Raw genomic sequence first — 24,110 nt, 5'->3', positions numbered from 1 at the left:
AATAGTGTTTTTGTCCATTGGCTCCTTAACGCGAAAGTCTGAGGAAACAGGGTATCTCCTTGTTTTAAATAAATCACAATTGCGTGATTTAATTTGCAACCACTTCCCCTTTTATTTTTAAAGCGACTCTCCCGGAATCGTAATTCACGGCATTCGATTCAACAGTTATTGTTTTTCTAATTGGTCCGGGAGCCATATTGTATTTTATGGATATTTTTCCTGTTTTTCCCGGCATAATTGGCTCGGTTGGTTTTGTTGGAATGGTGCACCCACAAGTAGAAAGTACATTTGTAATAAGTAATGGCGCATTTCCAGTGTTCGTAAAAATAAAATTACGGGTTCCATTATCATTTTTGGTAACCCTCCCATAATCGATTGTATTGTCTTTTGCAGCAAATTCAATTTTAGGGCCATTTTGAGCAAATCCTACGGTGCTAATTAATGTGAATGCAAATAAAATTAGTATTTTTTTCATTTTCATTTTTTTTAAATTCATTAAAGTAAATATACTTTGTTTTAATTAACGCACAAATTTTTATTTCCCTTTTTATAGTCTACTTAATTATTTACTTTTGTGCCCTATCAGAATTACAAATATCAGACCAAAGTCTACAAGGGTATTTGTTGATCTGGTTATTGGTTTAACGGAACCAACAAACAATTGAATTTAACGATTAAATGACCCACAATAAAATGATTATTCCTGCACAATTTGACGCTAAAACTATTGAGAATAAGTGGTATGACTACTGGATGAAAAATAATTATTTTCACTCAGAGCCGGATCATAGAACACCATATACTATCGTAATTCCACCGCCTAATGTGACTGGAGTTTTACACATGGGACACATGTTGAACAATACTATTCAAGATGTATTAATAAGAAGAGCGCGTCTTAAAGGGTTCAATGCGTGCTGGGTTCCGGGAACGGATCATGCCTCAATAGCTACAGAAGCTAAGGTGGTAGCCAAATTAAAAGCTGAAGGAATCCATAAAAATGATTTAACACGTGAAGAATTTTTGGCGCATGCCTGGGAATGGACGGATAAATATGGCGGTGTAATTCTGGAACAACTCAAACAATTGGGCTGTTCATGTGATTGGGATCGAACAAAATTTACCATGGATCCTGATATGTCAGCCTCAGTGATTCGTTCTTTTGTAGATTTATACAACAAAGGTTTGATTTATCGAGGATACCGAATGGTGAACTGGGATCCGGAAGCCAAAACGACTTTGTCTGATGAAGAAGTAATTTATGAAGAACAACAAGGAAAGTTATATTATATACAATATAAAATCCTCACCCCAGCCCTCTCCGAAGGAGAGGGAGCTGAAACTTTTAACTCCCCTCCTTCGGAGGGTTTGGGGGAGGAATTTCTGACAATAGCAACCACGCGTCCGGAAACTATTTTTGGAGATAGCGCCATTTGTATTAATCCAAATGACGAACGTTTTGCTCATTTGAAAGGCAAAAAAGCGATTGTGCCTATTTGCGGAAGAGTGATTCCGATTATCGAAGATGACTATGTAGATATAGAATTTGGTACTGGTTGTTTGAAAGTGACCCCGGCTCACGACATGAATGACAAGGCATTGGGAGAAAAGCATAATTTGGAGATTATTGATATTTTCAACGAAGATGCAACGATGAATAGTTTTGGTTTGCATTACCAAGGGAAAGATCGTTTTGTGGTTCGTGAAGAAATTGCAAAAGAACTAGGGACTATAGGTGCTTTAGCAAAAACAGAAACACACTTAAATAAAGTAGGTACTTCGGAAAGAACCAAAGCAGTTATCGAGCCTCGTTTATCAGACCAATGGTTCTTGAAAATGGAAGATTTGGTAAAACCGGCAATTCAATCCGTATTGGTTGATGGCGAAATTAAATTGCATCCAGCACGTTTTAACAATACGTACGCCCATTGGCTAAACAACATTCGCGATTGGAATATTTCGCGTCAATTGTGGTGGGGACAACAAATTCCGGCCTATTTCTATGGCGACGGAAAAGAGGATTTCGTGGTCGCTGAAAATATTGAAGACGCTCTAAAGTTAGCGAGAGAGAAAACTTTAAACCTTAAACTTGAAACAAAAGATTTAAAGCAAGATGTTGACGCTCTTGACACTTGGTTCTCGTCTTGGCTATGGCCAATGTCCGTTTTTGGAGGTATAATGAATCCGGAAAGTGAAGACTTTAAATACTATTATCCAACCAATGATTTAGTAACTGGTCCGGATATTTTGTTTTTCTGGGTAGCGAGAATGATTATTGCAGGATATGAGTACACAGGAAAAAAACCTTTTACAAATGTTTATTTGACTGGTTTAGTTCGTGACAAACAAAGACGTAAAATGTCTAAATCATTAGGGAATTCACCGGATCCTTTAGACTTAATAGAAAAATTTGGTGCCGATGGTGTTCGGGTTGGATTGCTTTTGAGCGCTTCTGCCGGAAATGACATTATGTTTGACGAAGAATTGTGCAACCAAGGAAAAGCATTCACCAATAAAATTTGGAATGCCTTTAAATTGATCAAAGGTTGGGAAGTTTCGGAAACGATTCCACAACCGGAATCTTCAAAAGTAGCAATCGAGTGGTATGAAGCCAAGTTGCAACAAACACTTCTAGAAATCGAAGATAATTTCGAAAAATACAGAATTTCCGAAGCTTTAATGGGAATTTACAAACTGGTTTGGGATGATTTCTGCTCTTGGTTTCTGGAAATGATAAAACCGGCGTACCAACAGCCAATCGACAGCGTTACTTTGGCGAAAGCCATAGCAATGCTTGAAAATAATTTAAAATTATTGCATCCGTTTATGCCGTTCCTGACAGAGGAAATTTGGCAAATTCTTGCCGAAAGAACTACAGATGAAGCATTAATCGTTTCGACTTGGCCAGAAATAAAACCGTTTGATTCCCGTTTAATTGCTGATTTTGAAAACACAATGGAGGTTATTTCCGGAATTCGTACGATCCGTAAAGACAAGAATATTCCGTTTAAAGATGCGATTGAATTTAAAATTGTCAATAATGACAATACTTCGGCTTATTTTGATTCGGTGGTGACTAAATTAGGAAACTTGACTTCCTTAGAATATGTTTTGGATAAAGTGGATGGCGCCTTGTCTTTCCGTGTCAAATCGAATGAATATTTCATCCCAATCACCGGAAATATTGACGTACAAGCTGAAATTGCTAAACTGACGACGGAGTTAGTCTATACGCAAGGTTTCTTGAAATCAGTACAAAATAAACTAGCCAACGAGAAATTTGTGGCTGGTGCACCGGAGAAAGTTTTAGCCAACGAAAGACAAAAAGAAGCAGATGCTCTGGCAAAAATGGAAACTATCGAGCACAGTTTGGCGGGTTTAAAATAGACTTAGTCAAAATATATAAACCCGACCCATTTTCAATATGGGTCGGGTTCTTTTTTAAGTCAACTTAGTTTAGCAGGATTGAAGCAGAAATTTAGCCAAATAAAAACAAGAATAATAACGGAAATATAATTCCGGCAACGGCTAGTTTCCAACCCCTGTTTTTCCAACTGAATTTTCCGGCTTTAATCATAACCGTTCCTGTTAAGGCAATAATGATTAAGCTGATCGCAAAAATATCAGAATAATAAATCCAAAAATTAGAGGTGTTTTTATGCAATTTCATCGTTTGGCTGATAATTGGCGTTTTAGAGAAGGAAACAATTTCTCCTTTTCCAGTTTTCAGGTCAATTTCGACATCGTGCTTTTCAAAAGAAATTTTAAAGGTTCCTTTTTTTACCATTTGACGTCTCATTTTATCATCGATGCCCAATTGTTTGCCTAAATCTTCAGCAAATTTTTCATTAATTTCATTTTCAGCAAAAACTTTTACTTGGATCGCCTTGGTTTCGGTAGTGTATTTTTCCGGATGCCAGTATTCTCTGTGGTTCATCATAAGTCCTGAGATGGCAAAAGAAACAATTAATCCGATATAGAAATACCCTAAATCACGGTGTAAATTTCTTGCTTTTATTTTCATCATGGGTTTGAATTTTAGGTTTTGAATTATGAATCAGACTTTTTATTTGGTAAAAGGTTTAATTAGAATTTATATTTTAAGCTGGTCATCACTTGACGAGGTGCTGTTGGGTTTACACTGTAATTTTCATGTACGGTATAATTCAAAACATTTGTAATATTTGACAATCTGCAAAAAAAAACTCAAATTGGCTGTATGTTATGTTGTTCTTGCTAAAATATCCTCTACTACAAGACTGCCGCTTGTGCCAAAAGACTTAGAAATTTTCAATTATGTGTGCAGTTTCTTGTGCAAAGCCACTTATGCTGAAAAATAAGGTTAAAGTGGGTATTAAAAAGTTTCTCATAAATCTTTATTTGGAATTATTAAAAATAACGATGCAAATATAGAATCTGAATTTGATTTAACAAAACTTATTTAGATTAAATATGGATAATAATTTAAATGTTTTTTAATGTATTGTAATACAGTTTTTTAAATAAAAAAATCCTTGCTTTTAGACAAGGATTTTTAATTTTAGCGTGAAATGTTAAATTTTAACATTTGATTTTCGGTTTCTTCCCCACCAAATATAGCATCCGGTTATAGGAAGACTCGCAATAAGTAAACTGATTAAAAAGGCAAATATTTTTCCGGCTATTCCAAAAACGGCACCCGTATGAATGTCGTAATTCAAGAGCAGCAGTTTGTCGGCAATTTTAGCTTCTTTATACCTTCCGTAAAGGTGATCTACTTTTTGTTCTTCTAGGTTGTATTGGTCAAAATAACGGTAGTCTATTTTCCAATAGGTGCCTTCCTCAGGATTTGCATTTGCAGCAATAGAAGAACTGGCACTTTCCGGTGGATGCACTTCTATAGATTTTGCTTTTGGATATTCTTTTTGCATTAAAGTCCAAATTTGATCCAGCGGTTTATCTACTTTTTTTGTTTTTATAGTCGAAATAGGATCTTCATAAACCAATGATTTTTCTCCACCAAGAACCGTATAATAAGAATAAGCAAACCATTGGAAACCCCAAACTAAACCCGTAATTGCAAAAATAAGGGCAATTATAAGCACGTATAAGCCAGTAATATTATGCAAGTCATAGTTTTTACGTTTCCATTTTAATCCTTTTTTCCATTTAAACCAAAACCGTTGTTTGGCAGCATTTTTATTTTTTGGATACCAAAGAATCATTCCAGTAATCAGCAGAATCAAAAACACTAAAGTTGCCGATGCTGTAACGGTTTGTCCAATTTCATGAGGCAGCCAAAGATAAAAATGACCGTCAAGAATAAAGTTAAAAAACCCATCTTCCATATTGGTTTTTTCAAGGACTTCACCTGTATACGGATTGAGGTACACAATATAATGATAGGAAGGTTCGTAATGGAAAAATATAGCTTCCACTGATTTGACAGAACCATTGTATTTTATGGCATGTAACACTTTGTTCGGAATTTCTTTTCGGGCAATTTCTTCCAATTGCGTAGGTAATAGAAATGGTTTTTCCTGTTTTGAAACAAACCTGTACTCATCGGTGTAATCTTGTATTTCTTCCTGAAAGGCATACAAACTTCCCGTGATGGCAATTATGAAAACAAGTATGCCTGAGGATAAGCCAAGCCAAAGATGGATTTTTAGGATTGCTTTTTTTAAGGTGTTATTTTTCATTATAAATGGATTAAACTCCTCCAGGAAATGAGGAGTTTAGTTAGACAAAACGAATTAGGAATCTTAAAATTTATATGTCAAACCGGCAGTTACACTTCTTAATCGCTGTGGAGTTACAGTAGACCAGCCTGAATAATATTTTTCGTTTAATATGTTATTTAATTTTAAAGCTAAATTGAATTTATCATTCGAATACGACAAAGCCGAATTTAATATGGTATAACTTGGTAAGGCAAATGTTCCGATATTCGATCTGTTCAACGTTTTATATTCACTGGCGTGGTTTCCGCCAAATCCTAGACCGAATCCTTTTAATTTCCCGGAAGTCAACGTGTAATTTGCCCAAAAATTTACTAGCGTTTCTGGTCCGGCTTCTTCAGGTCTTAATCCTAAATATCCATCACCGGGATTGTCTTTTGTAACTTCACTTTTGTTATTACTGAATCCAGCAATCACATTAAATCCTTTCATTGGGTTTGCCGTAAAACTGATTTCAACTCCTTTACTGTTGACTTCACCGCCCTGAATTGCGTTGTTAATATTGTTTGGATCCGTCATTAATCGGTTTTTTACATCAATGTTGTAGTAGCTAATCGATGCCGAAATGATGTCTTTGTATAAGTTTGTTTTTAATCCAAATTCATATTGATTAGCTTGCTCCGGATCAAAAGATTCCATTCTTGTATTAGAACCATCCACTTCAGAAACTTCTCGTGGCGTTACATTTACAAAGCCATTCATATAATTTGAAAAAACCGAAACTTTATCTTTAATCAACATATAAACCAGACCGAATTTTGGAGAAACGGCTGCTTGGCTGTTTTCTTCGGTCGCTGTTTTCGATTTGAAATGATCGACGCGCAAACTGATCATTGCAGATAATTTATCGGTAACATTCAACACATCTGAGGCGTACGCACTAATAACCTCAACTTCAGCAGTTGAATTTCCGTCAAACGAATCTACTAAAAGATTATCAACTCCCGCTTGGGTCAAATCTCCGGTATCTGATCCATCGATTAAGGAGACAATTCCGTTTCCAACCCAACCGGTACTCCCGTTTATAATATTTGATTTATAATAATCGACACCGGCAACCAATCGGTTTCTTAAGTTTCCAATTTTAAAGTCTCCAATAAAATTTTGTTGAATATCCGTTGCTAAAGTTTCTCCGTTTCTTTTAGAAATGAATCGTGTAAAATCATTTCCGTTTGATGCATCAAATAAATAGGAATAATACCCATTTGTTTTACTGTTGCTTCTGGATAATACCGTTTGTGAAGTCCACTGATTCGATATTTTATAAAACATTTGAGCCTGTAAATTATAAGTAGGATTGCTGATGGACAGCTCGTTTGAAGTGAATGATTTTGTATAGTTTTTTTCGAATAATTCCATCGAATCAAATGATAGAGCGGAATTTCTGTTCAAGAAAAGCATCGGGGCATTTGATGAATTTCGGTTTGTAAATTCAGTATTGATCAAGAACGAAAGTTTATCACTAACTTTATAACTCAAGGAAGGCGCAAAGAAAAAGGATTTGCCAAAACCGGCATCCTGAAACGAATTTTCTTTTTGGTAGGCTGTATTTATTCGTACGGAAACATCTGTGTTTAGTGGGATATTTACATCTGCAGTAAGACGATCCATACCATACGATCCGGCATTATAACTGATTTCTCCACCAAATCTTGAATAAGGTTTTTTAGTTACAATATTTATTAAACCTCCGTATGAAATCAAACTACTGCCAAATAATGTTCCTGAAGGTCCTTTGATCACTTCAATATTGTCCACGTTGGCCGGATCAATACTTCCATTGTTGATTCCGGGAAGCCCGTTAATCATTGTTGGCTGAACTGAAAAACCTCTCATAGAAAAATATTCAGCACCGTCGCCGCCACGCCCGGTTGATTCCCAAAGACGCGTGATTCCAGTTGCATTTTTTAGCGCATCACTAAAGTTAGTAACCACTTGTTCTTTCATTAACTCGCTGGTAACGGTATTGTACACCTGTGGATTTTCAATATTATTCAAAGGCATTTTAGAGATTGTGGTGCTTTTTTCTCTTTTATACCTGTATTTGTTGGTGTTTATAATCACTTCTTTCAATGTTTTTAAGGTATCTTTTTCTTGCTCTTTCTTTTCTTGAGCAGTAACCGTTATTCCAAAAAGCAAAACGAACAGGTAAAAGGCAGGTATCTTTTTCATTTATTTAGATTAATTAAAAATAAGTTGCAAATATAAGAGTGCTTTTGTTCTTAACAAAACTTATTTAGACTAATTACAGATAATATTTAAAATTAATTTTTATTCCACTGCAAAACAGTTTTTTAACGGCATAAAAAAACCTTGCTTATTTCGAGCAAGGTTTTGATTGGAACTAAAATGTTAAAATTTTAGTTGATTTTTTTCATTGAATATTGTTCGGAACTGGGTTTTCCTTGCTGGATTCCTGAAATTTTTACCACTATACTGCCTGGATTGATTTCACTATAAATAATTTTTTGAGGATAATCATGTTTCGGGTTTTCAAAAACCAGTTGTTTCTCAGTTGTCGTTGTCAACTTGAATGCGACTGCTTTATCCTCGTTTTGTCCTTTTACCATAGTTGAATACGTTAATTCTTCTCCTTTTTGTTGCAAAATAATAGATTCAAAATGCAAAGTGTCTTTTTCTTTGATAAAATAGGATTGCGCTTCAAAAGTACTGTCGTTTACTTTTTTCCAAGTTTCAGAAAGATTTCCATCAACGGACTTATTTTCCCAATTTCCTAAAATCCAATTGGCGGCTTTCATTTTTTCTAATTCATTTGCATCCGATTCTTTGCAGGAAAAAATGGTTAACAAAAGTAATATAAGAGTTGTTTTTTGAAACATTGGTGTAAATATTTGGTGTTATTTTGAACTGCTAAATTAAGAAAAAATAGAATAACGTCGCTTTTTTAGTTTTGGAATCACAGGTTCACCATATAAGTCATATAAGTTTTTAATTTGAATAGAATAAAGGAAAAAAACAGTTCATTTAAGGAAAGTCGCATAGTTCATAAAGAATGTTTTAATTTACGTTCTCTTCAGCCAATGTGACAAATAAACTAACTTTCTTAACCCGTTGGGTGCAATTAATTTTTGATGATAATTTTCGTCAGTTCGAGTGATCCCGCTTTTGGGCGGGATTATATCGAGAACTAGAAAATTAGTATTAAAAACGGTTCTCGATACACGTCACTTCGAGTGCGAAGCGTATCGAGAAGTTTGTTCCGTTTTACTACACAAAAAACACTCGAACTGACGTTTTGAATAATTGCACCCAACGGGTTTTCTTATATAACTTAAGTAATGACTAAAATTTAATGTCGTATTTTAATAAAGCACTAAATTTCTTTGCCACAGATTTCACAGATTAGCACAGATTAATTCGTTATGTAATTTTAAAAATCTTTTTAATCCTTACAATCTGTGGCAAAAACTCTTTTTAATAATTGCGACAATATATCTTTCTTGCTACTTATATGGTTAAAACAAAATTTAATCACTTTCATTCAAAATAATATAAACCAATTCTTTAGTTGGTTTTTGATCTTTCAGTTTTGCTCTGACCACATCAAAAGGTACTTTGAAATCACAGCCTGATTTATAACCGCTGCAGCCGTAAGCGATTTTTCCTTTTAGCACCGTTCCTTTCTTGCATTTCGGACAGGCTAATTCGTCCGGAATGACTTTTTTTAAAGCTTTCTTGGCTTCTAATTTGAGTTGGAAATTTTCGTCAAAACGAAGTAAACCTTCCACAGTGCCGATATCAGTTTTAAAATCTTTTAAGTTTACAGTAGATCCTTTTTGTAGTAATCGCAAGTATTGGTTCTCGGATATTTTTTTCTCTGCAAAAGTGTAAGGCAATAGGAACGTGCAACCTGCTTTATAATTGGTACATCCAAATGAAGATTTTCCTTTGATAAGTGTTCCTTTTCTGCATTTTGGACAGGCTTCCGCCAAAATCCCTGCGGCTTTCTTTTTCTCGACTTTAACAACTTCTTTTTGAATGCTTCCCGCATGCGAGATATTGGCACGTCTGGTTTCACTTCGCACTTCATAGACCAAAGCTTCTACCATGTTTTTCATGTTCTTAATAAACGCAGCAGCGGTAAAAGTTCCTTTTTCAATATCTTTCAACTGCTTTTCCCAAGAGCCGGTGAGTTCAGCTGATTTCACCAAATCATTTTGAATGGTGTCAATAAGCTGAATTCCCGTAGGTGTTGGCAATACCTGTTTTTTGTTCCTAATGATGTATTGGCGTTTAAACAGCGTTTCAATAATATTGGCTCGCGTGGAGGGACGCCCAATACCGTTTTCTTTCATCAATTCGCGTAAATCTTCATCATCCACTTGCTTGCCTGCGGTTTCCATGGCGCGCAATAAAGTAGCTTCGGTGAACTGATTCGGTGGTTTGGTTTCCTTTTCTAAAAACGAGGGTTCATGTGGCCCTTTTTCACCTACAACAAAACTCGGTAAAATATCGGCTTCTTTTTCTTTGGCGTTTGGATCTTCAAAGACTACGCGAAATCCCTTTTTAAGGATTTCTTTTCCTGTCGTTTTGAAGGCTACATCTGCTGCTTTCCCAATAACGATGGTATTGGCAACCAAACAATCGTCATAAAACACGGCTATAAATCGCTTGGTAATTATGTCATATACTTGCTGCTGATTGTATTGCAAGTTGGATTGAATCCCCGTTGGAATAATCGCATGGTGATCCGTAACTTTTTTATCGTTGAAAACTTTGGGCGATTTTTTTATCTTTTTTTCCAAAAGCGGTTGCGTCAACGCAGCATAATTTGTCAAGTTTTTCAGAATCCCAGCCACTTTTGGATAGATATCATTGGGCAAAAACGTCGTATCAACTCTGGGATACGTAACTACTTTTTGTTCGTACAAAGTTTGGACAATTTTGAGTGTTTCATCTGCCGTAAAACCAAATTTGGTATTGCAATACACCTGTAATCCTGTTAAATCAAATAGTTTAGGTGCAAACTCATTGCCATTCTTTTTTTCGACAGAAACTATTTCAAACTCACTTTCCTTGACTTTATTGGCCAAGAGTTCGCCATCTTCTTTTTTCAAAAAGCGTCCTTCTTCATAGCTGAAAAGCGTTTCTCTGTATAAAGTTTGCAACTCCCAATACGGCTGTGGTTTAAAATTCTCAATTTCTTTGAATCGGTCCACAACCATTGCCAAAGTTGGGGTTTGCACCCTTCCTATAGACAAAACTTGTTTGTATCCGCCATGTTTTACGGTGTACAAACGCGTGGCATTCATGCCCAGTAACCAGTCGCCAATGGCTCTGGAAAACCCTGCATAGTATAAATTATCATAGTTGGCAGATGGTTTCAAGTTCTGGAAACCCTCTTTGATGGCTTCGGTGGTTAGGGAAGAAATCCACAAGCGTTGCACCTCGCCTTTATAATTGGCTTCGTTCATCACCCAGCGTTGAATAAGTTCACCCTCTTGCCCGGCATCCCCGCAGTTGATGACCAACTCGGCTTTGTCGAAAAGGCTTTTTATGATTCGGAATTGCTTTTGGATCCCCGAATTCTCGACCACTTTGGTTTCGAATTTGTCGGGAAGCATGGGCAGATTGTTCAAATCCCAACTTTTCCAATGGGGCTTGTAATCGTTCGGTTCTTTTAAGGTACATAAATGCCCAAAAGTGTAGGTGACCTGATAACCATTGCCTTCATAATATCCGTCATGCTTGGTATTGGCTCCCAAAACGGATGCGATTTCGCGGGCGACACTTGGTTTTTCGGCAATACAGACCTTCATTTTTTCCTACTGATTTAAGGGTGCAAAGTAGGAATTTAGAAATTGGTATTAAAAAGAAATCGACAGGAGTTATGAACTGGTATGTGATTCATTGCGAGGAACGAAGCAATCCCATTCAGTTGGTCTATTATTTATTTGCTTATCGTTATGGGCACAGAATACAATTCTGCGCTAACGATTGTGGATATTCGAGCGATCGGTAATACAGACCTTCATTTTTGCTACTTATTTTGAGGGCGCAAATTAGGAATTTACAAATTGGTATTAAAAAGAAATTTTGTGGAGTTATGAACGGTTAGGACGTGCTGTTTATTAGGAGCAGTACGAATGGCGTTTTTTCAAGAACCCATCTTCCTGCTGTCCGCTGTATCCACGCTAAAAAGCGTGGGATGCCGCTTCCATCAGGGCTATTGATTACGTCTCATTTTCATAATAACGAAAGAGAAAATGCCGTAGATTACTTCATATATTCTCATTTACTGTTAGCGCAGAATTGCATTCTGTGCCCACTCCAATTGACACCCAAACTAATTTACAAAATTACTTCTAAATCAGCTTTAAAAATTAAAAAAAAAGCTAATATCGTTTTATGGATTAGCTCTTTTGACTTGTTTTACCTGTCCTCGTTTGTGGGCACAGAATGCAATTCTGCGCTAACGACTGTGGATATCTGAGCAATCGGGTCCGCAAATTAAGAATTTAGAAGTTGGTATTAAGAAGAAATTTTGTGGAGTTATGAACGGGGAGGGTTAAGTCATTGCGAGGAACGAAGCAATCGCATCTAGTTAGTCTATTATTTTATTTGCTCATCGTTCTGGGCACAGTTTGCAAAACTGCGCTAACGATTGTGGATATCCGAGCGATCGGGTAACAATAATGCACTAATAACACAACTAATATAAGTTATGTATTTGATTTTGTTTATTTTTTCAAAATCAAAACAGTTAAATATACCTGCAATTATTGTCATAACTATAAATTTAAAAAATATGTAATTTAAAATAGCAAGTATTATTAAAGAATAAATAATCGTCAATAATAGAGTTTTATTTGGATTTATTATTAGAATAAATTTCAATGCTAATAAATAAGAATAGTAAAATACAATAAAAGTTAGTATAAAATGAAATGAGAATTTTATTATGTTGAAAATTGAAAAAGTGTTTTTCATAATATTTATTTTTGTTTTCTAACTTAATTCTAAAAAAGGTGAAGGCTCACGACTTAGTAATCTGAGGCTGGATGGATCTTAGTTTTTAAGAATTTCTTTTATTTTTTTATAACTTTTGATTGAAGTCGCTTCTTCATCTAAATTATTTCGAGTTTCATAAAGTATATCAAAGTTTTGAATTCCTAATTTTAAAAATGGTTCAGCGATTTGCAATCTAAATTTCGCGTAATATGCAATATTATCTAGCTTTTCTTTTGTAATAATTTCAGATGGTTTATTAAATTTATTGTCAATAAGTGAAGTATATAAACTAAAGTTCTTATAGTTGTTAGAGATATGGACCTTTCCTAATTCAAAAAATGAGTTCTCTAATAATTTTGTAGTTAAATCGCTTTTCTCTGCCATTATAGCAAACATAAAATCTATGCCTTGAGAAAATTCAGTTTTAGCTAAATGGTTTTTATAATCATTTTGAAATTTTTTAGTTTCTAGATCACTTTCAATGTCTCCTTTTAAGAGAAAATTAAATGTTAGAAATGCTTTTCCAACTTCTTCAATGCTAAATTGAAAAAGACTATAAGCTCTAGCTACTTTATTCTTTTCAGCTAAAATTTCAGCTTCTTCGATTAATTCTCGAGCATTAGCCAAAGACTTTTCGATTGCTTCAAAATAATCTAATCGGTCAATTTTCATAGTTTGTTTTTTTAGTATTGCTTAATATGTTTGGCTACCGCTGCGAGTCATTCGTGCGGCAGTCTGAGGTTTTTCTCTATAAATTATTCAAAAGTTATGATTTTTTCCAATTCTTCTGCCGAATAACTGTCAAGTTTTTTAACTTCATAAAATTCTTTTTTCGCTTTATCATTATTGCCAAACTCAGCATATATCTTGCAAGCACAATAATGGGCCTTTAAATAATCAGGTTTTAATTTTATTGCTTCATTTAGCATATTTAGTGCTTTTTCTTTGTTCCCATTTTCTTTAAGAACAAGCCCTAGATTAAAATATAACTCAGGTTTTTTTGGATTTAATTTTATTGCTTGCTCATAAGCATCAATTTCTTTATCAGATTGTCCCATTTTGCCATATGTCAATCCAAGATTAAAATATACTTCTGACGATGGTCTTTTACTTATTTCATCTGTGAAAGCTTCTACAGCTTTATCATATTCTCCCGCAACGAAGTATTTACGGCCTAAATTACTTATTCCTATATACCAAAACGAAAAGTAGATTGAAGAAAACACCCACAGAAATTTTAATGGACTAGTCATGCTTAATAATCCTAAAAAGAATGATGATGGAAGCATCCATAGTAAATGAAATGGTGAAATATGGAGAAGAAATATTAGGATTATCGCGACAGTCATTAAAAAAGCTTGAAGTTCCATCGCCTTTTCTGTTGCTTGTTCATTTTTGGCTTTTTCTCTGATTTTTAGAGTCCAACCTAAAGTGATTAAAATGCTTAATCCTAAAATAATGTAACTGATGATGTTCATTTTATTTTAATTTGGGGTTGTGAATATTTTCGGTTCAGTACATTACAACGACCGCTGCTTACATTAAACGAAACTTTTCTTTACAATTGTTATTTCACCAAAAATATAATTTAAATCCGAAAATACTGATAAAAAATTATCAAGTTTAAATCTTTTTTCAAAACTAACTCTTTTTAATTCAGGAACTTTACGGGAAACCGTAAAACGTTTCTTTTTTTTTAGCTTCAGAACGATTATAACTTTTCACAGGCTTCTCGATACGATTTTTAGTTGTAAAGCTGTCGCATTACTACTAAAAATCACTCGAACGGACGGTACAAGAGATTGATTTATTCGAATAAATATATTGAGTAGTACAAATGCCATAGCCCTGATGGAAGGGAAAATCCTTTATTGATAAAACGCGGAGCAAGTTTTATCAATAAAGATTGGAATGACAGCAGGAATCAGCTCCTCGAAAAAAATGTGAAATCTGCAATCCAAAATGTGAAATCTTTTCACTAAATAATGTGAAATATTTCACTAAATTTGCACCCTAAATAAAGGACTAAGAAAATGTTAGATAGACTTCAAATAGTAAAACAACGTTTCGATGAGATTTCGGATTTGATTATTCAGCCGGATGTTATTATGGATCAGAAGCGTTATGTGCAATTGAATCAAGAGTACAAAAGTTTAAAAGCTTTGGCTGAAAAACGCGATGAATATGTTGTTTTGATGGCAAACATTGACGAAGCAAACGAAATAATTGCCGATAACAGTGATGCGGATATGACCGAAATGGCCAAAATGCAACTGGACGAAGCTAAGGAAAGATTGCCGGAACTGGAGGATGAAATCAAGTTTATGTTGATTCCTAAAGATCCCGAAGATGCTAAAAATGTTATGGTGGAGATTCGTGCCGGAACGGGTGGGGATGAAGCGAGTATTTTTGCCGGGGATTTGTTTCGTATGTACACGAAATATTGTGAGAACAGAGGTTGGAGAACGTCGGTAGTGGATATGAATGAGGGAACTTCGGGTGGTTTCAAAGAGGTGATTTTTGAAGTTACCGGTGAGGATGTTTACGGAACCTTGAAGTTTGAAGCGGGTGTTCACCGTGTACAACGGGTACCGCAAACGGAAACACAAGGACGTGTTCACACATCAGCGGCGACTGTTATGGTATTGCCGGAAGCAGAGGAATTTGATGTGCAAATTGATATGAATGATGTGCGTGTGGATTTCTTCTGTTCGTCAGGACCTGGTGGACAATCCGTAAATACAACTAAATCGGCGGTTCGTTTGACACACATTCCAACTGGATTGGTGGCGCAATGTCAGGATCAGAAATCACAACACAAGAATAAAGATAAAGCTTTTGGCGTTTTGCGTTCCCGTTTGTACGAACAGGAATTAGCCAAAAAACAAGCGGAAGATGCTACAACGCGTACGTCTCAGGTAAGTTCTGGTGACCGTTCTGCAAAAATCCGTACCTATAATTATGCACAAGGTCGTGTAACGGATCACCGTGTAGGTTTGACGTTGTACGATTTGGGAAATATCATGAATGGTGATATTCAGAAAATTGTAGATGAGTTGGCGTTAGTCAACAACATGGAAAAACTGAAAGAAGCCAGCGAGGTTTTTTAAATAGGTTTTGGGCGCCGGGTTTTAGGTCTTAGTAGGTTATAGGTTTTTGTAAAACTAAAATATATGAGAAACTTTAGGGATTTAGAAGTTTGGCAAAGTTCTGTTTTGCTTGTTAAAAAAATTTATATTATTACTGGTTCGTTTCCCAAAGAAGAAAAATTTGGACTGGTTTCTCAAATCAATAGATGTGCAGTTTCAATTCCTTCGAACATAGCGGAAGGTTGTTCCAGAACTTCTCAAAAGGATTTTTCTAGATTTTTACAGATAAGTTTAGGTTCGGCCTTTGAATTAGAGACTCAAATTGAAATAGCTAAAGAGATAGGTTTTGTGGATGTGTTTTTACACTTAGAAATTATTTCCGAGCTTAACATAATTCAAAAAAGAATTCAATCCTTAAAAAAGTATGTTGATTCCAAGGTTTAAAACCAACACCCAACATCTAAGAACCCACCACCTAAAAAATGACTACACAACAACTTATTGACCAAATTCAACAAAAAAAATCATTCCTAGCAGTAGGACTCGATGTCGATTTGACTAAAATTCCACAGCATCTATTAGAATTGGAAGATCCCATTTTTGAATTCAATAAAGCGATAATCGATGCAACGCATGATTTGGCTGTGGCTTATAAACCAAATGTTGCTTTTTATGAAGCGTATGGTTTGAAAGGATGGACGTCTCTACAAAAAACAATTAATTACATCAACTCAACGTATCCGGATATTTTTACTATTGCCGATGCCAAACGCGGTGATATAGGCAATACGTCTGCCATGTATGCCAAAGCTTTTTTTGAAGATTTGAATTTTGACAGTATTACCGTTGCTCCTTATATGGGAAAAGATTCAGTGGAGCCTTTTCTGGCTTTCAAAAGTAAACATACGATTATGTTGGCTTTGACTTCTAACGAAGGTGCTTTTGATTTTCAGACTTTAAACTTAAACGGAAAAGAATTGTATAAACAAGTTTTGGAAATATCTAAAAACTGGAAAAACAGCGAAAACCTGATGTATGTTGTAGGTGCAACAAAAGCTGAATATTTCACTGAAATTCGCAAAATTGTTCCTGACAGTTTCTTGCTTGTTCCCGGAGTAGGAGCACAAGGCGGAAGTCTGGCTGAAGTTTGTAAATACGGAATGAATGCGAATGTTGGATTACTAATCAATTCTTCCAGAGCGATTATTTATGCTTCAAACGGAACTGATTTTGCCGATAAAGCAAGAGCCGAAGCGTTGAAAATGCAACAGGAAATGGAGCAAATTATGAGTTTGAAGTTTAACGTTTAACGTTTTTGGGTTTTTATAAAATATTTTGAATTCAATCATTCTTCATTTTAAACCATTAAGAAATTAAGTTTTATTACCCTTGCGCTAAGATTTGAATCAAAAATTTTAGCGCTAAACTTTTTAAGCCTTAATTTTTCTAAATTTCTTAATGGTTTAAAAATATAATTTTTGATTAGATTTACTAAACATTAAACATTAAACATTAAACTTGAGACAAAAAACTTTAATCGATCAAATCGGAATAACACATTCTTTTGAAACTTCGCCAAAACGCATTATATCATTGGTTCCCTCACAAACGGAATTGCTGTATGATTTAGGTTTGGAAGACCGAATTATAGGAATTACAAAATTCTGTGTGCATCCGTATCATTTTAAGTCGACCAAGAAAATAGTTGGTGGCACCAAAAAAGTGCATTACGAAAAAATCAGATTGTTGCAACCGGATATTGTCATTTGTAACAAAGAGGAAAATACCGCTGAAATTGTGGAAGAGTTGCGTAAAATTTGTCCGGTTTGGGTGACCAATATCATCACGATTGAAGATAATTTTCAGATGATTGCCGACTTTGGTCAACTTTTCAATTGCAGAACCGAAGCCCAGAAATGGAACGATAAATTGGCTTTTGCCCTGAGCGATTTTAAAAACTTTATAAAAGATAAGCCGCAACAAAAAGTAGTATATTTCATTTGGAAAAATCCTTTTATGGTTGCCGGTTCTAATAATTTTATCAATGAATTACTGAAACTAAACCATTTTCAAAACATATATGCAGGCAATGCCGAGACTTCTGGACGTTACCCGGAAATTGAACTCAAAAAAATGCGTTTAGAAGGGGATCCGGATTTGGTTTTTCTTTCATCAGAGCCGTATCCTTTCAAAGAGGAAGATGCTTTCGAAATAGGAAGACACACACACCACGCAAAAACGGTATTTGTAGATGGTGAAATGTTTTCCTGGTATGGAAGCAGGCTGTTAAAAGCGTTTGACTATTTTAAAAAAATGCATCAAAAATTATAATTCGCATTCTTCTAAAATCAATTTTTCTGTTGTCACGATCGATTTAACAGAAGAATTTTCGATATGGAAATTTAGTTCTGAGAACTTTTGGTACTCTTTTTTAAGCTTTTCTATTTCACTTTTCTCTTGCAATAATCCTTTCATGGGTGATGATTTTATGCAAATTTACATTTTACGATCTTAAAAGAAGCATTATTATTTGTTAAGATTGGGATTTAAAATTAATGTGCTATTTTTACAAAAAAAAGACGTGATCAATTATACCATTTACGAAAATAAAAACAGCGACCAATGGGTAACTTTTGTTCATGGTGCTGGTGGAAGTTCGTCTATATGGTTCAAACAAATACGGGATTTTAAGAAACAGCATAGTGTTTTATTATTGGATTTACGCGGTCACGGGGAATCAAAACCTACGCTGAAAACAGCTTTCAAACAAAAATATACTTTTTCGGCTTTGGCCAATGATATTCTGGAAGTCTTAAACCATCTCAAAATTGAAAAATCACATTTTGTCGGAATTTCATTGGGAACCATACTCATCAGACAATTGGCTGAAATGTATCCGGAACGCGTGCAAAGCATGATCCTTGGCGGTGCGATATTGAAAATGAATTTCCGTTCTCAAGTATTGATGCGATTGGGTAATTTGTTTAAATATGTACTGCCTTATTTGGTTTTATATCAGTTTTTTGCCTTTGTCATCATGCCAAAAAAAGTCACAAACAGTCTCGGGTGCTTTTTATCAACGAGGCCAAGAAATTATACCAAAAAGAATTTATCAAATGGTTTAAACTCACCGCCGAAATAAATCCGGTACTCAAATGGTTCCGTCAGGTCGAGTTAAATATTCCTACGCTTTATGTGATGGGCGAAGAGGATTATATGTTTTTACCATCAGTTAAAAAAGTGGTAGAAAATCATTACAAATCGTCTACGTTGTTTGTAATACAAAACTGTGGACATGTAGTCAATGTGGAACAGCCTAATGTTTTTAACGATGCTGTTCTTTCTTTTATAAACACTGCTAAATAAAAATTGCCTGCATTTTTTATGCAGGCAATTCTTTAACTAACCAAAACCAAAATAATAAATAACCAGTTTATTACTCTGCAAAGATCACACTTACAGAGGCGTTTTGCTGTTAAGATTTTGTTATTACTTTGTTGTACATACGTTAAGTTTTTTTTACTTTGTTTCAATGCATACTTTTTGTTCACTCGGTAGCAAGTTACACGATGGACTGTCTCAGGTTTTAATTTTGAGTTATCTTTTTGTTTAAGACCTGGATTTTAAAGGGTAATAAGTCTATAGAAATACTATCGTTTTATTGTCATATACTATTGTTTTTCTCTCGGCATGCAGTTTTATGGCTCTTGCCAAAACCGTACGTTCCAGATCACGTCCTTTCATGATGAAATTTTCAATAGAATGACTGTGTGTAACTCGGGTAATATCCTGCTCGATAATTGGACCTTCATCCAATTCCTCAGTCACATAATGACTGGTAGCGCCTATGATTTTAACACCTCTCATGAAAGCTGAGTGATAGGGTTTTGCCCCGGGAAACGCAGGGAGAAAGGAATGATGAATGTTGATGATTTGATTCGGGTATTGCGCAATCAATTTAGGGGTGATAATCTGCATGTAGCGAGCCAAAACAATAAAGTCAATAGTATACTGCTTCAGTAAATCCAGTTGTTTTTGCTCGCCTTCGGCTTTTGTATCTTTGGTAAAAGGTACATAATGAAACGGAATATTAAAACGGTCTGCTACTGGTTTCAAATCCTCATGGTTGCTTATTATCAAAGGAATTTCTAGTGGCAATTCACCAGCGCTGTGGCGTCCTAAAATATCATACAAACAATGGTCGTATTTTGAAACAAATAATGCCATTTTTGGTTTTTCATCTTGGGTGTACATTGCCCAGGACATATTAAACGGTGAAGCCAACGTTGCTTGAAAATCATTTTTAATAGCTTCAATATTCCAATTTTTGGTATTGAATTCACATTCTAAACGCATGAAAAACACATTCTCATTAGCATCAACGTGTTGGTCTAGGTAGATTATATTGCCATCAATGAAGGCAATATAATTTGTAACGGAGGCAATAATTGCTTTTTGATCTTTGCAATGGATTAGGATTGTAATTTTTTGCATTAGCATTTTGTTTTTAGCTTTGTTTTTTAGTAATGATTAGTGTTTTTCAAAACTAAATGTATCTGTGTTTATAAAAAAGTTAGATTGGGTTGTTTTATGTTTAAAAAAATAGCCCAATTTTAATCTATTTGTTGTCCTACATGGCATAAACTTTATTATTTATTAATAACCAACAGTAACAACGGATAATTTTTAAAATAAAATTGTAAATTGCAGTCTTAAATTATCATATTCATAAAATGGAACAACAAAAACCATATATCCCTAACAATAAAGTAAGAATTGTTACCGCAGCTGCGCTTTTTGACGGTCACGATGCTGCAATCAATATTATGCGTAGAATCATTCAGTCTACAGGCGTTGAGGTAATCCATTTGGGTCACGATCGTAGTGTGGAAGAAGTGGTCAATACCGCGATTCAGGAAGATGCGAATGCTATTGCGATAACTTCGTATCAAGGCGGACACAACGAATATTTCAAATACATGTATGACTTGCTTCAGGAAAAAGGAGCTGGGCAAATCAAGATATTTGGTGGAGGAGGAGGAGTAATCCTGCCTTCTGAAATTGCCGAATTGCAAGCGTACGGAATCACCCGTATTTATGCGCCGGATGACGGTCGCGCGATGGGATTGCAGGGAATGATTAATGATTTAGTACAACAATCTGATTATCCCGTTGGAGATAAACTGACGGATGAAATAAAACATTTGGAAGAAAAAAATCCAAAAGCAATTGCCAGAATTATTTCATCAGCAGAGAATTTCCCAGACATAGCGGCCAAAACTCTGGAAGTTATCCAAAAAAAGAATCAGGGTTGTAAAACTCCGGTTCTTGGAATCACAGGAACAGGTGGAGCAGGAAAATCTTCTTTGGTGGATGAATTAGTGCGTCGTTTTCTAATCGATTTCCCGGAAAAAACTATCGGATTAATATCCGTCGATCCATCAAAAAGAAAAACCGGCGGTGCCTTGTTAGGTGATAGAATCCGAATGAACGCTATTAATAACCCTCGAGTTTACATGCGTTCTTTGGCCACACGCCAATCGAATTTGGCTTTGTCTAAATATGTTGCCGATGCAATCCAAGTGATTAAAGCAGCAAATTATGATATCATAATCCTGGAAACCTCAGGTATAGGACAATCTGATACGGAGATTATGGACCATTCTGACGTTTCTTTATATGTAATGACGCCTGAATTTGGTGCTGCAACTCAACTAGAAAAAATCGACATGCTTGATTTTGCTGACTTGGTAGCGATAAACAAATTTGACAAACGCGGTTCTCTGGATGCATTGAGAGACGTGAAAAAACAATACCAACGCAACCATAATTTATGGGATGCGAATTTAGATACGCTTCCGGTTTTTGGGACTATTGCTTCGCAGTTCAACGATCCGGGAATGAATACGCTGTACAAAGCGATAATGGATAAAGTCCATGAAAAAACGAATTCTGATTTGAAATCAACATTCCAAATCACTCGTGAAATGAGCGAGAAGATTTTCGTTATTCCGCCACACAGAACCCGTTATTTGTCTGAAATTGCCGAGAGCAACCGGAAGTATGATGTTACGGCCGTTAGCCAAGAACAAGTGGCTCAGAAATTGTACGGGATTTTTAAAACGATTGAATCGGTTACTAGAAAAATCCCTGAATTGAATAAAACAGGAATTAATGACGATTCGGTTTTGCCAAGTGCTTTAGAATCTGAAAAACCGGGTGCTGCTGAGGACAAAATATTTTTAAATCTTTTACTAAATCAATTTGATAAAATAAAAATGGATTTGGATCCATACAACTGGGAAATCATTTTGACTTGGGACGAGAAAGTAAACAAGTACAAGAATCCGGTGTATACGTTCAAAGTTCGGGATAGAGAAATCAAAATGGCCACGCACACGGAGTCCCTTTCACATTCTCAAATTCCGAAAATTGCATTGCCAAAGTACAAAGCTTGGGGTGATATTTTACGTTGGTGTTTGCAGGAAAACGTTCCTGGAGAATTTCCCTTTACCGCAGGTTTATATCCTTTTAAACGTGAAGGAGAAGATCCATCTCGTATGTTTGCCGGAGAAGGCGGACCGGAAAGAACGAACAAACGTTTTCATTATGTAAGTGCGGGATTACCGGCAAAACGATTATCAACGGCTTTTGACAGTGTGACTTTATACGGAAACGATCCACATGTACGCCCTGATATTTATGGAAAAATAGGTAATGCCGGAGTTTCTATTTGTTGTTTGGATGATGCTAAGAAATTATATTCTGGTTTTGATTTGGTTCATGCAATGACTTCGGTGAGTATGACTATTAATGGACCGGCACCTATGTTATTAGGGTTTTTCATGAATGCAGCGATTGACCAACAATGTGAGTTTTACATCAAAGAAAATGGCCTTGAAAAAGAAGTTGAGGTAAAAATCAACAAAATATATGCAGCAAAAGGAGTTGAAAGACCGCATTATCAAGGGGATTTGCCCCAAGGGAATAACGGTTTAGGGTTGCTGCTTTTGGGTGTAACCGGAGATCAGGTTTTACCTTTGGAAGTGTATAACGAAATAAAAGCAAGAACGTTATCTCAAGTTCGTGGAACCGTTCAGGCCGATATTCTTAAAGAAGATCAAGCGCAAAATACCTGTATTTTCTCTACTGAATTTGCGTTGCGATTAATGGGTGACGTACAGGAATATTTTATTACTAAGAATGTAAGGAACTTTTATTCGGTTTCTATTTCAGGGTATCATATTGCCGAAGCGGGAGCAAATCCAATTACACAATTGGCTTTCACGCTCTCTAATGGGTTCACGTATGTAGAATATTATTTGAGTCGTGGTATGAATATCAATGATTTTGGACCCAACTTATCGTTTTTCTTTTCGAATGGTGTAGATCCTGAATATGCCGTTATCGGTCGTGTGGCACGTAAAATTTGGGCGAAAGCCATGAAAAATAAATATGGCGCTAACGAGCGTGCGCAAATGTTGAAATACCACATTCAGACTTCGGGACGTTCTTTGCACGCACAGGAAATTGATTTCAATGATATTCGTACTACTTTGCAAGCGTTGTATGCCATTTATGACAACTGTAATTCCTTGCATACCAATGCGTATGATGAAGCAATTACAACACCTACAGAAGAATCTGTGCGTCGTGCGATGGCAATTCAGTTGATTATCAATAAAGAATTAGGACTGGCCAAAAACGAAAATCCAATTCAAGGTGCTTTCATTATTGAAGAGCTAACGGATTTAGTCGAAGCGGCAGTTTTATTAGAATTTGACCGAATTACAGAACGTGGTGGCGTGCTTGGAGCTATGGAAACCATGTACCAAAGAAGTAAAATTCAAGAAGAAAGTTTGTATTATGAGACTTTGAAACATACAGGTGAATTTCCTATCATTGGTGTGAATACGTTTTTGAGTTCCAAAGGTTCTCCAACAGTAATCCCCGCCGAAGTAATTCGCGCCACAGAGGAAGAAAAACAATACCAAATTGATATGTTGAACCATTTGCATCAATCCAATCAGGATGTAGTGAAGGATCATTTAAATACGCTTCAGGAAGCAGCCATTAAAAACGAAAATTTATTCGAGCATTTAATGGAAGCGACCAAGGTTTGTTCCTTGGGACAAATAACAGCTGCTTTATTTGAAGTAGGTGGACAATACAGAAGAAATATGTAAGCAGAGAACCACTTTTTGCATCGCAAAAAGTGTGTGAATCGCTTATCCCGCTTTTGGGCGGGATCTAAGGTAATCAGTATTGAATTGCATCGCAAAAAGAGTGTGAATCGCTTATCCCGCTTTTGGGCGGGATCTAAGGTAAT

At 35.6% G+C, this 24,110-nt stretch carries 15 protein-coding genes and 1 pseudogene; 7 read left to right on the top strand and 9 right to left on the bottom strand.

Annotation, left to right across the window (positions count from 1 at the left end; all coding sequences use genetic code 11):
• Positions 1 to 88: 88 nt before the first annotated feature.
• Entirely contained in the window at positions 89 to 475 is a 387-nt protein-coding gene (locus EKL95_RS13280) for a DUF1573 domain-containing protein (RefSeq protein ID WP_126461017.1), read from the bottom strand.
• Positions 476 to 693: 218 nt separating this feature from the next.
• Here EKL95_RS13280 and EKL95_RS13275 point away from each other — a divergent pair, with 218 nt between their 5' ends.
• Positions 694 to 3,387, top strand: a complete 2,694-nt coding sequence (locus EKL95_RS13275; RefSeq protein ID WP_126564407.1) for a valine--tRNA ligase — start codon at positions 694 to 696, stop codon at positions 3,385 to 3,387.
• 91 nt (positions 3,388 to 3,478) lie between these two features.
• On the opposite strand, the gene EKL95_RS13270 is transcribed toward EKL95_RS13275, so the two are convergent.
• The 7 genes from EKL95_RS13270 to EKL95_RS13240 form a co-directional block, all read right to left on the bottom strand.
• On the bottom strand, positions 3,479 to 4,027 hold the full coding sequence (locus EKL95_RS13270) for a PepSY-associated TM helix domain-containing protein (RefSeq protein ID WP_126564400.1): 549 nt from the start codon (positions 4,025 to 4,027) through the stop codon (positions 3,479 to 3,481).
• A 526-nt stretch (positions 4,028 to 4,553) separates the two neighbouring features.
• Positions 4,554 to 5,681 (bottom strand): PepSY-associated TM helix domain-containing protein, encoded by a 1,128-nt coding sequence (locus EKL95_RS13265; protein WP_126564399.1) that lies wholly within the window; start codon positions 5,679 to 5,681, stop codon positions 4,554 to 4,556.
• Between the two features lie 63 nt (positions 5,682 to 5,744).
• Complete coding sequence (locus EKL95_RS13260; RefSeq protein WP_126564398.1) at positions 5,745 to 7,892, bottom strand: TonB-dependent siderophore receptor; 2,148 nt, start codon at positions 7,890 to 7,892, stop codon at positions 5,745 to 5,747.
• Positions 7,893 to 8,080: 188 nt separating this feature from the next.
• Positions 8,081 to 8,560: a DUF6265 family protein gene (locus tag EKL95_RS13255; protein WP_126564397.1), complete on the bottom strand. Its 480-nt coding sequence runs from the start codon at positions 8,558 to 8,560 to the stop codon at positions 8,081 to 8,083.
• A gap of 648 nt (positions 8,561 to 9,208) precedes the next feature.
• A complete protein-coding gene (locus EKL95_RS13250; protein WP_126564396.1) occupies positions 9,209 to 11,500 on the bottom strand; it encodes a DNA topoisomerase 3 in 2,292 nt (763 codons plus the stop codon).
• Between the two features lie 1,249 nt (positions 11,501 to 12,749).
• Entirely contained in the window at positions 12,750 to 13,364 is a 615-nt protein-coding gene (locus tag EKL95_RS13245) for an AbiV family abortive infection protein (RefSeq protein ID WP_126564395.1), read from the bottom strand.
• 83 nt (positions 13,365 to 13,447) lie between these two features.
• A complete protein-coding gene (locus EKL95_RS13240; RefSeq protein ID WP_126564394.1) occupies positions 13,448 to 14,170 on the bottom strand; it encodes a tetratricopeptide repeat protein in 723 nt (240 codons plus the stop codon).
• A gap of 555 nt (positions 14,171 to 14,725) precedes the next feature.
• Between EKL95_RS13240 and prfA the strand changes: the two genes are divergently transcribed.
• The 5 genes and pseudogenes from prfA to EKL95_RS13215 all read left to right on the top strand — a co-directional run bounded on the left by prfA (position 14,726) and on the right by EKL95_RS13215 (position 19,147).
• Positions 14,726 to 15,802: a peptide chain release factor 1 gene (prfA, locus tag EKL95_RS13235; protein WP_126460993.1), complete on the top strand. Its 1,077-nt coding sequence runs from the start codon at positions 14,726 to 14,728 to the stop codon at positions 15,800 to 15,802.
• 63 nt (positions 15,803 to 15,865) lie between these two features.
• On the top strand, positions 15,866 to 16,225 hold the full coding sequence (locus EKL95_RS13230) for a four helix bundle protein (protein ID WP_126460991.1): 360 nt from the start codon (positions 15,866 to 15,868) through the stop codon (positions 16,223 to 16,225).
• Between the two features lie 38 nt (positions 16,226 to 16,263).
• Complete coding sequence (gene pyrF / locus EKL95_RS13225; RefSeq protein ID WP_126564393.1) at positions 16,264 to 17,091, top strand: orotidine-5'-phosphate decarboxylase; 828 nt, start codon at positions 16,264 to 16,266, stop codon at positions 17,089 to 17,091.
• Between the two features lie 208 nt (positions 17,092 to 17,299).
• Complete coding sequence (locus EKL95_RS13220) at positions 17,300 to 18,112, top strand: ABC transporter substrate-binding protein (protein WP_199736841.1); 813 nt, start codon at positions 17,300 to 17,302, stop codon at positions 18,110 to 18,112.
• Positions 18,113 to 18,362: 250 nt separating this feature from the next.
• Positions 18,363 to 19,147 (top strand): annotated as a pseudogene (locus tag EKL95_RS13215) (alpha/beta fold hydrolase).
• 273 nt (positions 19,148 to 19,420) lie between these two features.
• Here the strand turns inward: EKL95_RS13215 and purU are convergent.
• Complete coding sequence (purU, locus tag EKL95_RS13210; protein WP_126460985.1) at positions 19,421 to 20,275, bottom strand: formyltetrahydrofolate deformylase; 855 nt, start codon at positions 20,273 to 20,275, stop codon at positions 19,421 to 19,423.
• 239 nt (positions 20,276 to 20,514) lie between these two features.
• Between purU and EKL95_RS13205 the strand changes: the two genes are divergently transcribed.
• On the top strand, positions 20,515 to 23,967 hold the full coding sequence (locus EKL95_RS13205) for a methylmalonyl-CoA mutase family protein (RefSeq protein WP_126460982.1): 3,453 nt from the start codon (positions 20,515 to 20,517) through the stop codon (positions 23,965 to 23,967).
• The last annotated feature ends 143 nt before the right edge of the window (positions 23,968 to 24,110 follow it).

Origin of the sequence: Flavobacterium sp. LB2P53 (genome assembly GCF_003970305.1) — a bacterium.
Taxonomy (GTDB): Bacteria; Bacteroidota; Bacteroidia; order Flavobacteriales; family Flavobacteriaceae; genus Flavobacterium.
This window is presented reverse-complemented; position numbering and strand designations above follow the sequence as displayed.

Coding starts and splice junctions, on each gene's coding strand:
- pyrF (WP_126564393.1), top strand. CDS start 16,264: ATGACTACACAACAACTTATTGACCAAATTCAACAAAAAAAATCATTC.
- EKL95_RS13275 (WP_126564407.1), top strand. CDS start 694: ATGATTATTCCTGCACAATTTGACGCTAAAACTATTGAGAATAAGTGG.
- EKL95_RS13205 (WP_126460982.1), top strand. CDS start 20,515: ATGGAACAACAAAAACCATATATCCCTAACAATAAAGTAAGAATTGTT.
- EKL95_RS13230 (WP_126460991.1), top strand. CDS start 15,866: ATGAGAAACTTTAGGGATTTAGAAGTTTGGCAAAGTTCTGTTTTGCTT.
- EKL95_RS13245 (WP_126564395.1), bottom strand. CDS start 13,364: ATGAAAATTGACCGATTAGATTATTTTGAAGCAATCGAAAAGTCTTTG.
- EKL95_RS13250 (WP_126564396.1), bottom strand. CDS start 11,500: ATGAAGGTCTGTATTGCCGAAAAACCAAGTGTCGCCCGCGAAATCGCA.
- EKL95_RS13260 (WP_126564398.1), bottom strand. CDS start 7,892: ATGAAAAAGATACCTGCCTTTTACCTGTTCGTTTTGCTTTTTGGAATA.
- EKL95_RS13280 (WP_126461017.1), bottom strand. CDS start 475: ATGAAAAAAATACTAATTTTATTTGCATTCACATTAATTAGCACCGTA.
- EKL95_RS13270 (WP_126564400.1), bottom strand. CDS start 4,027: ATGATGAAAATAAAAGCAAGAAATTTACACCGTGATTTAGGGTATTTC.
- purU (WP_126460985.1), bottom strand. CDS start 20,275: ATGCAAAAAATTACAATCCTAATCCATTGCAAAGATCAAAAAGCAATT.
- EKL95_RS13255 (WP_126564397.1), bottom strand. CDS start 8,560: ATGTTTCAAAAAACAACTCTTATATTACTTTTGTTAACCATTTTTTCC.
- prfA (WP_126460993.1), top strand. CDS start 14,726: ATGTTAGATAGACTTCAAATAGTAAAACAACGTTTCGATGAGATTTCG.
- EKL95_RS13240 (WP_126564394.1), bottom strand. CDS start 14,170: ATGAACATCATCAGTTACATTATTTTAGGATTAAGCATTTTAATCACT.
- EKL95_RS13265 (WP_126564399.1), bottom strand. CDS start 5,681: ATGAAAAATAACACCTTAAAAAAAGCAATCCTAAAAATCCATCTTTGG.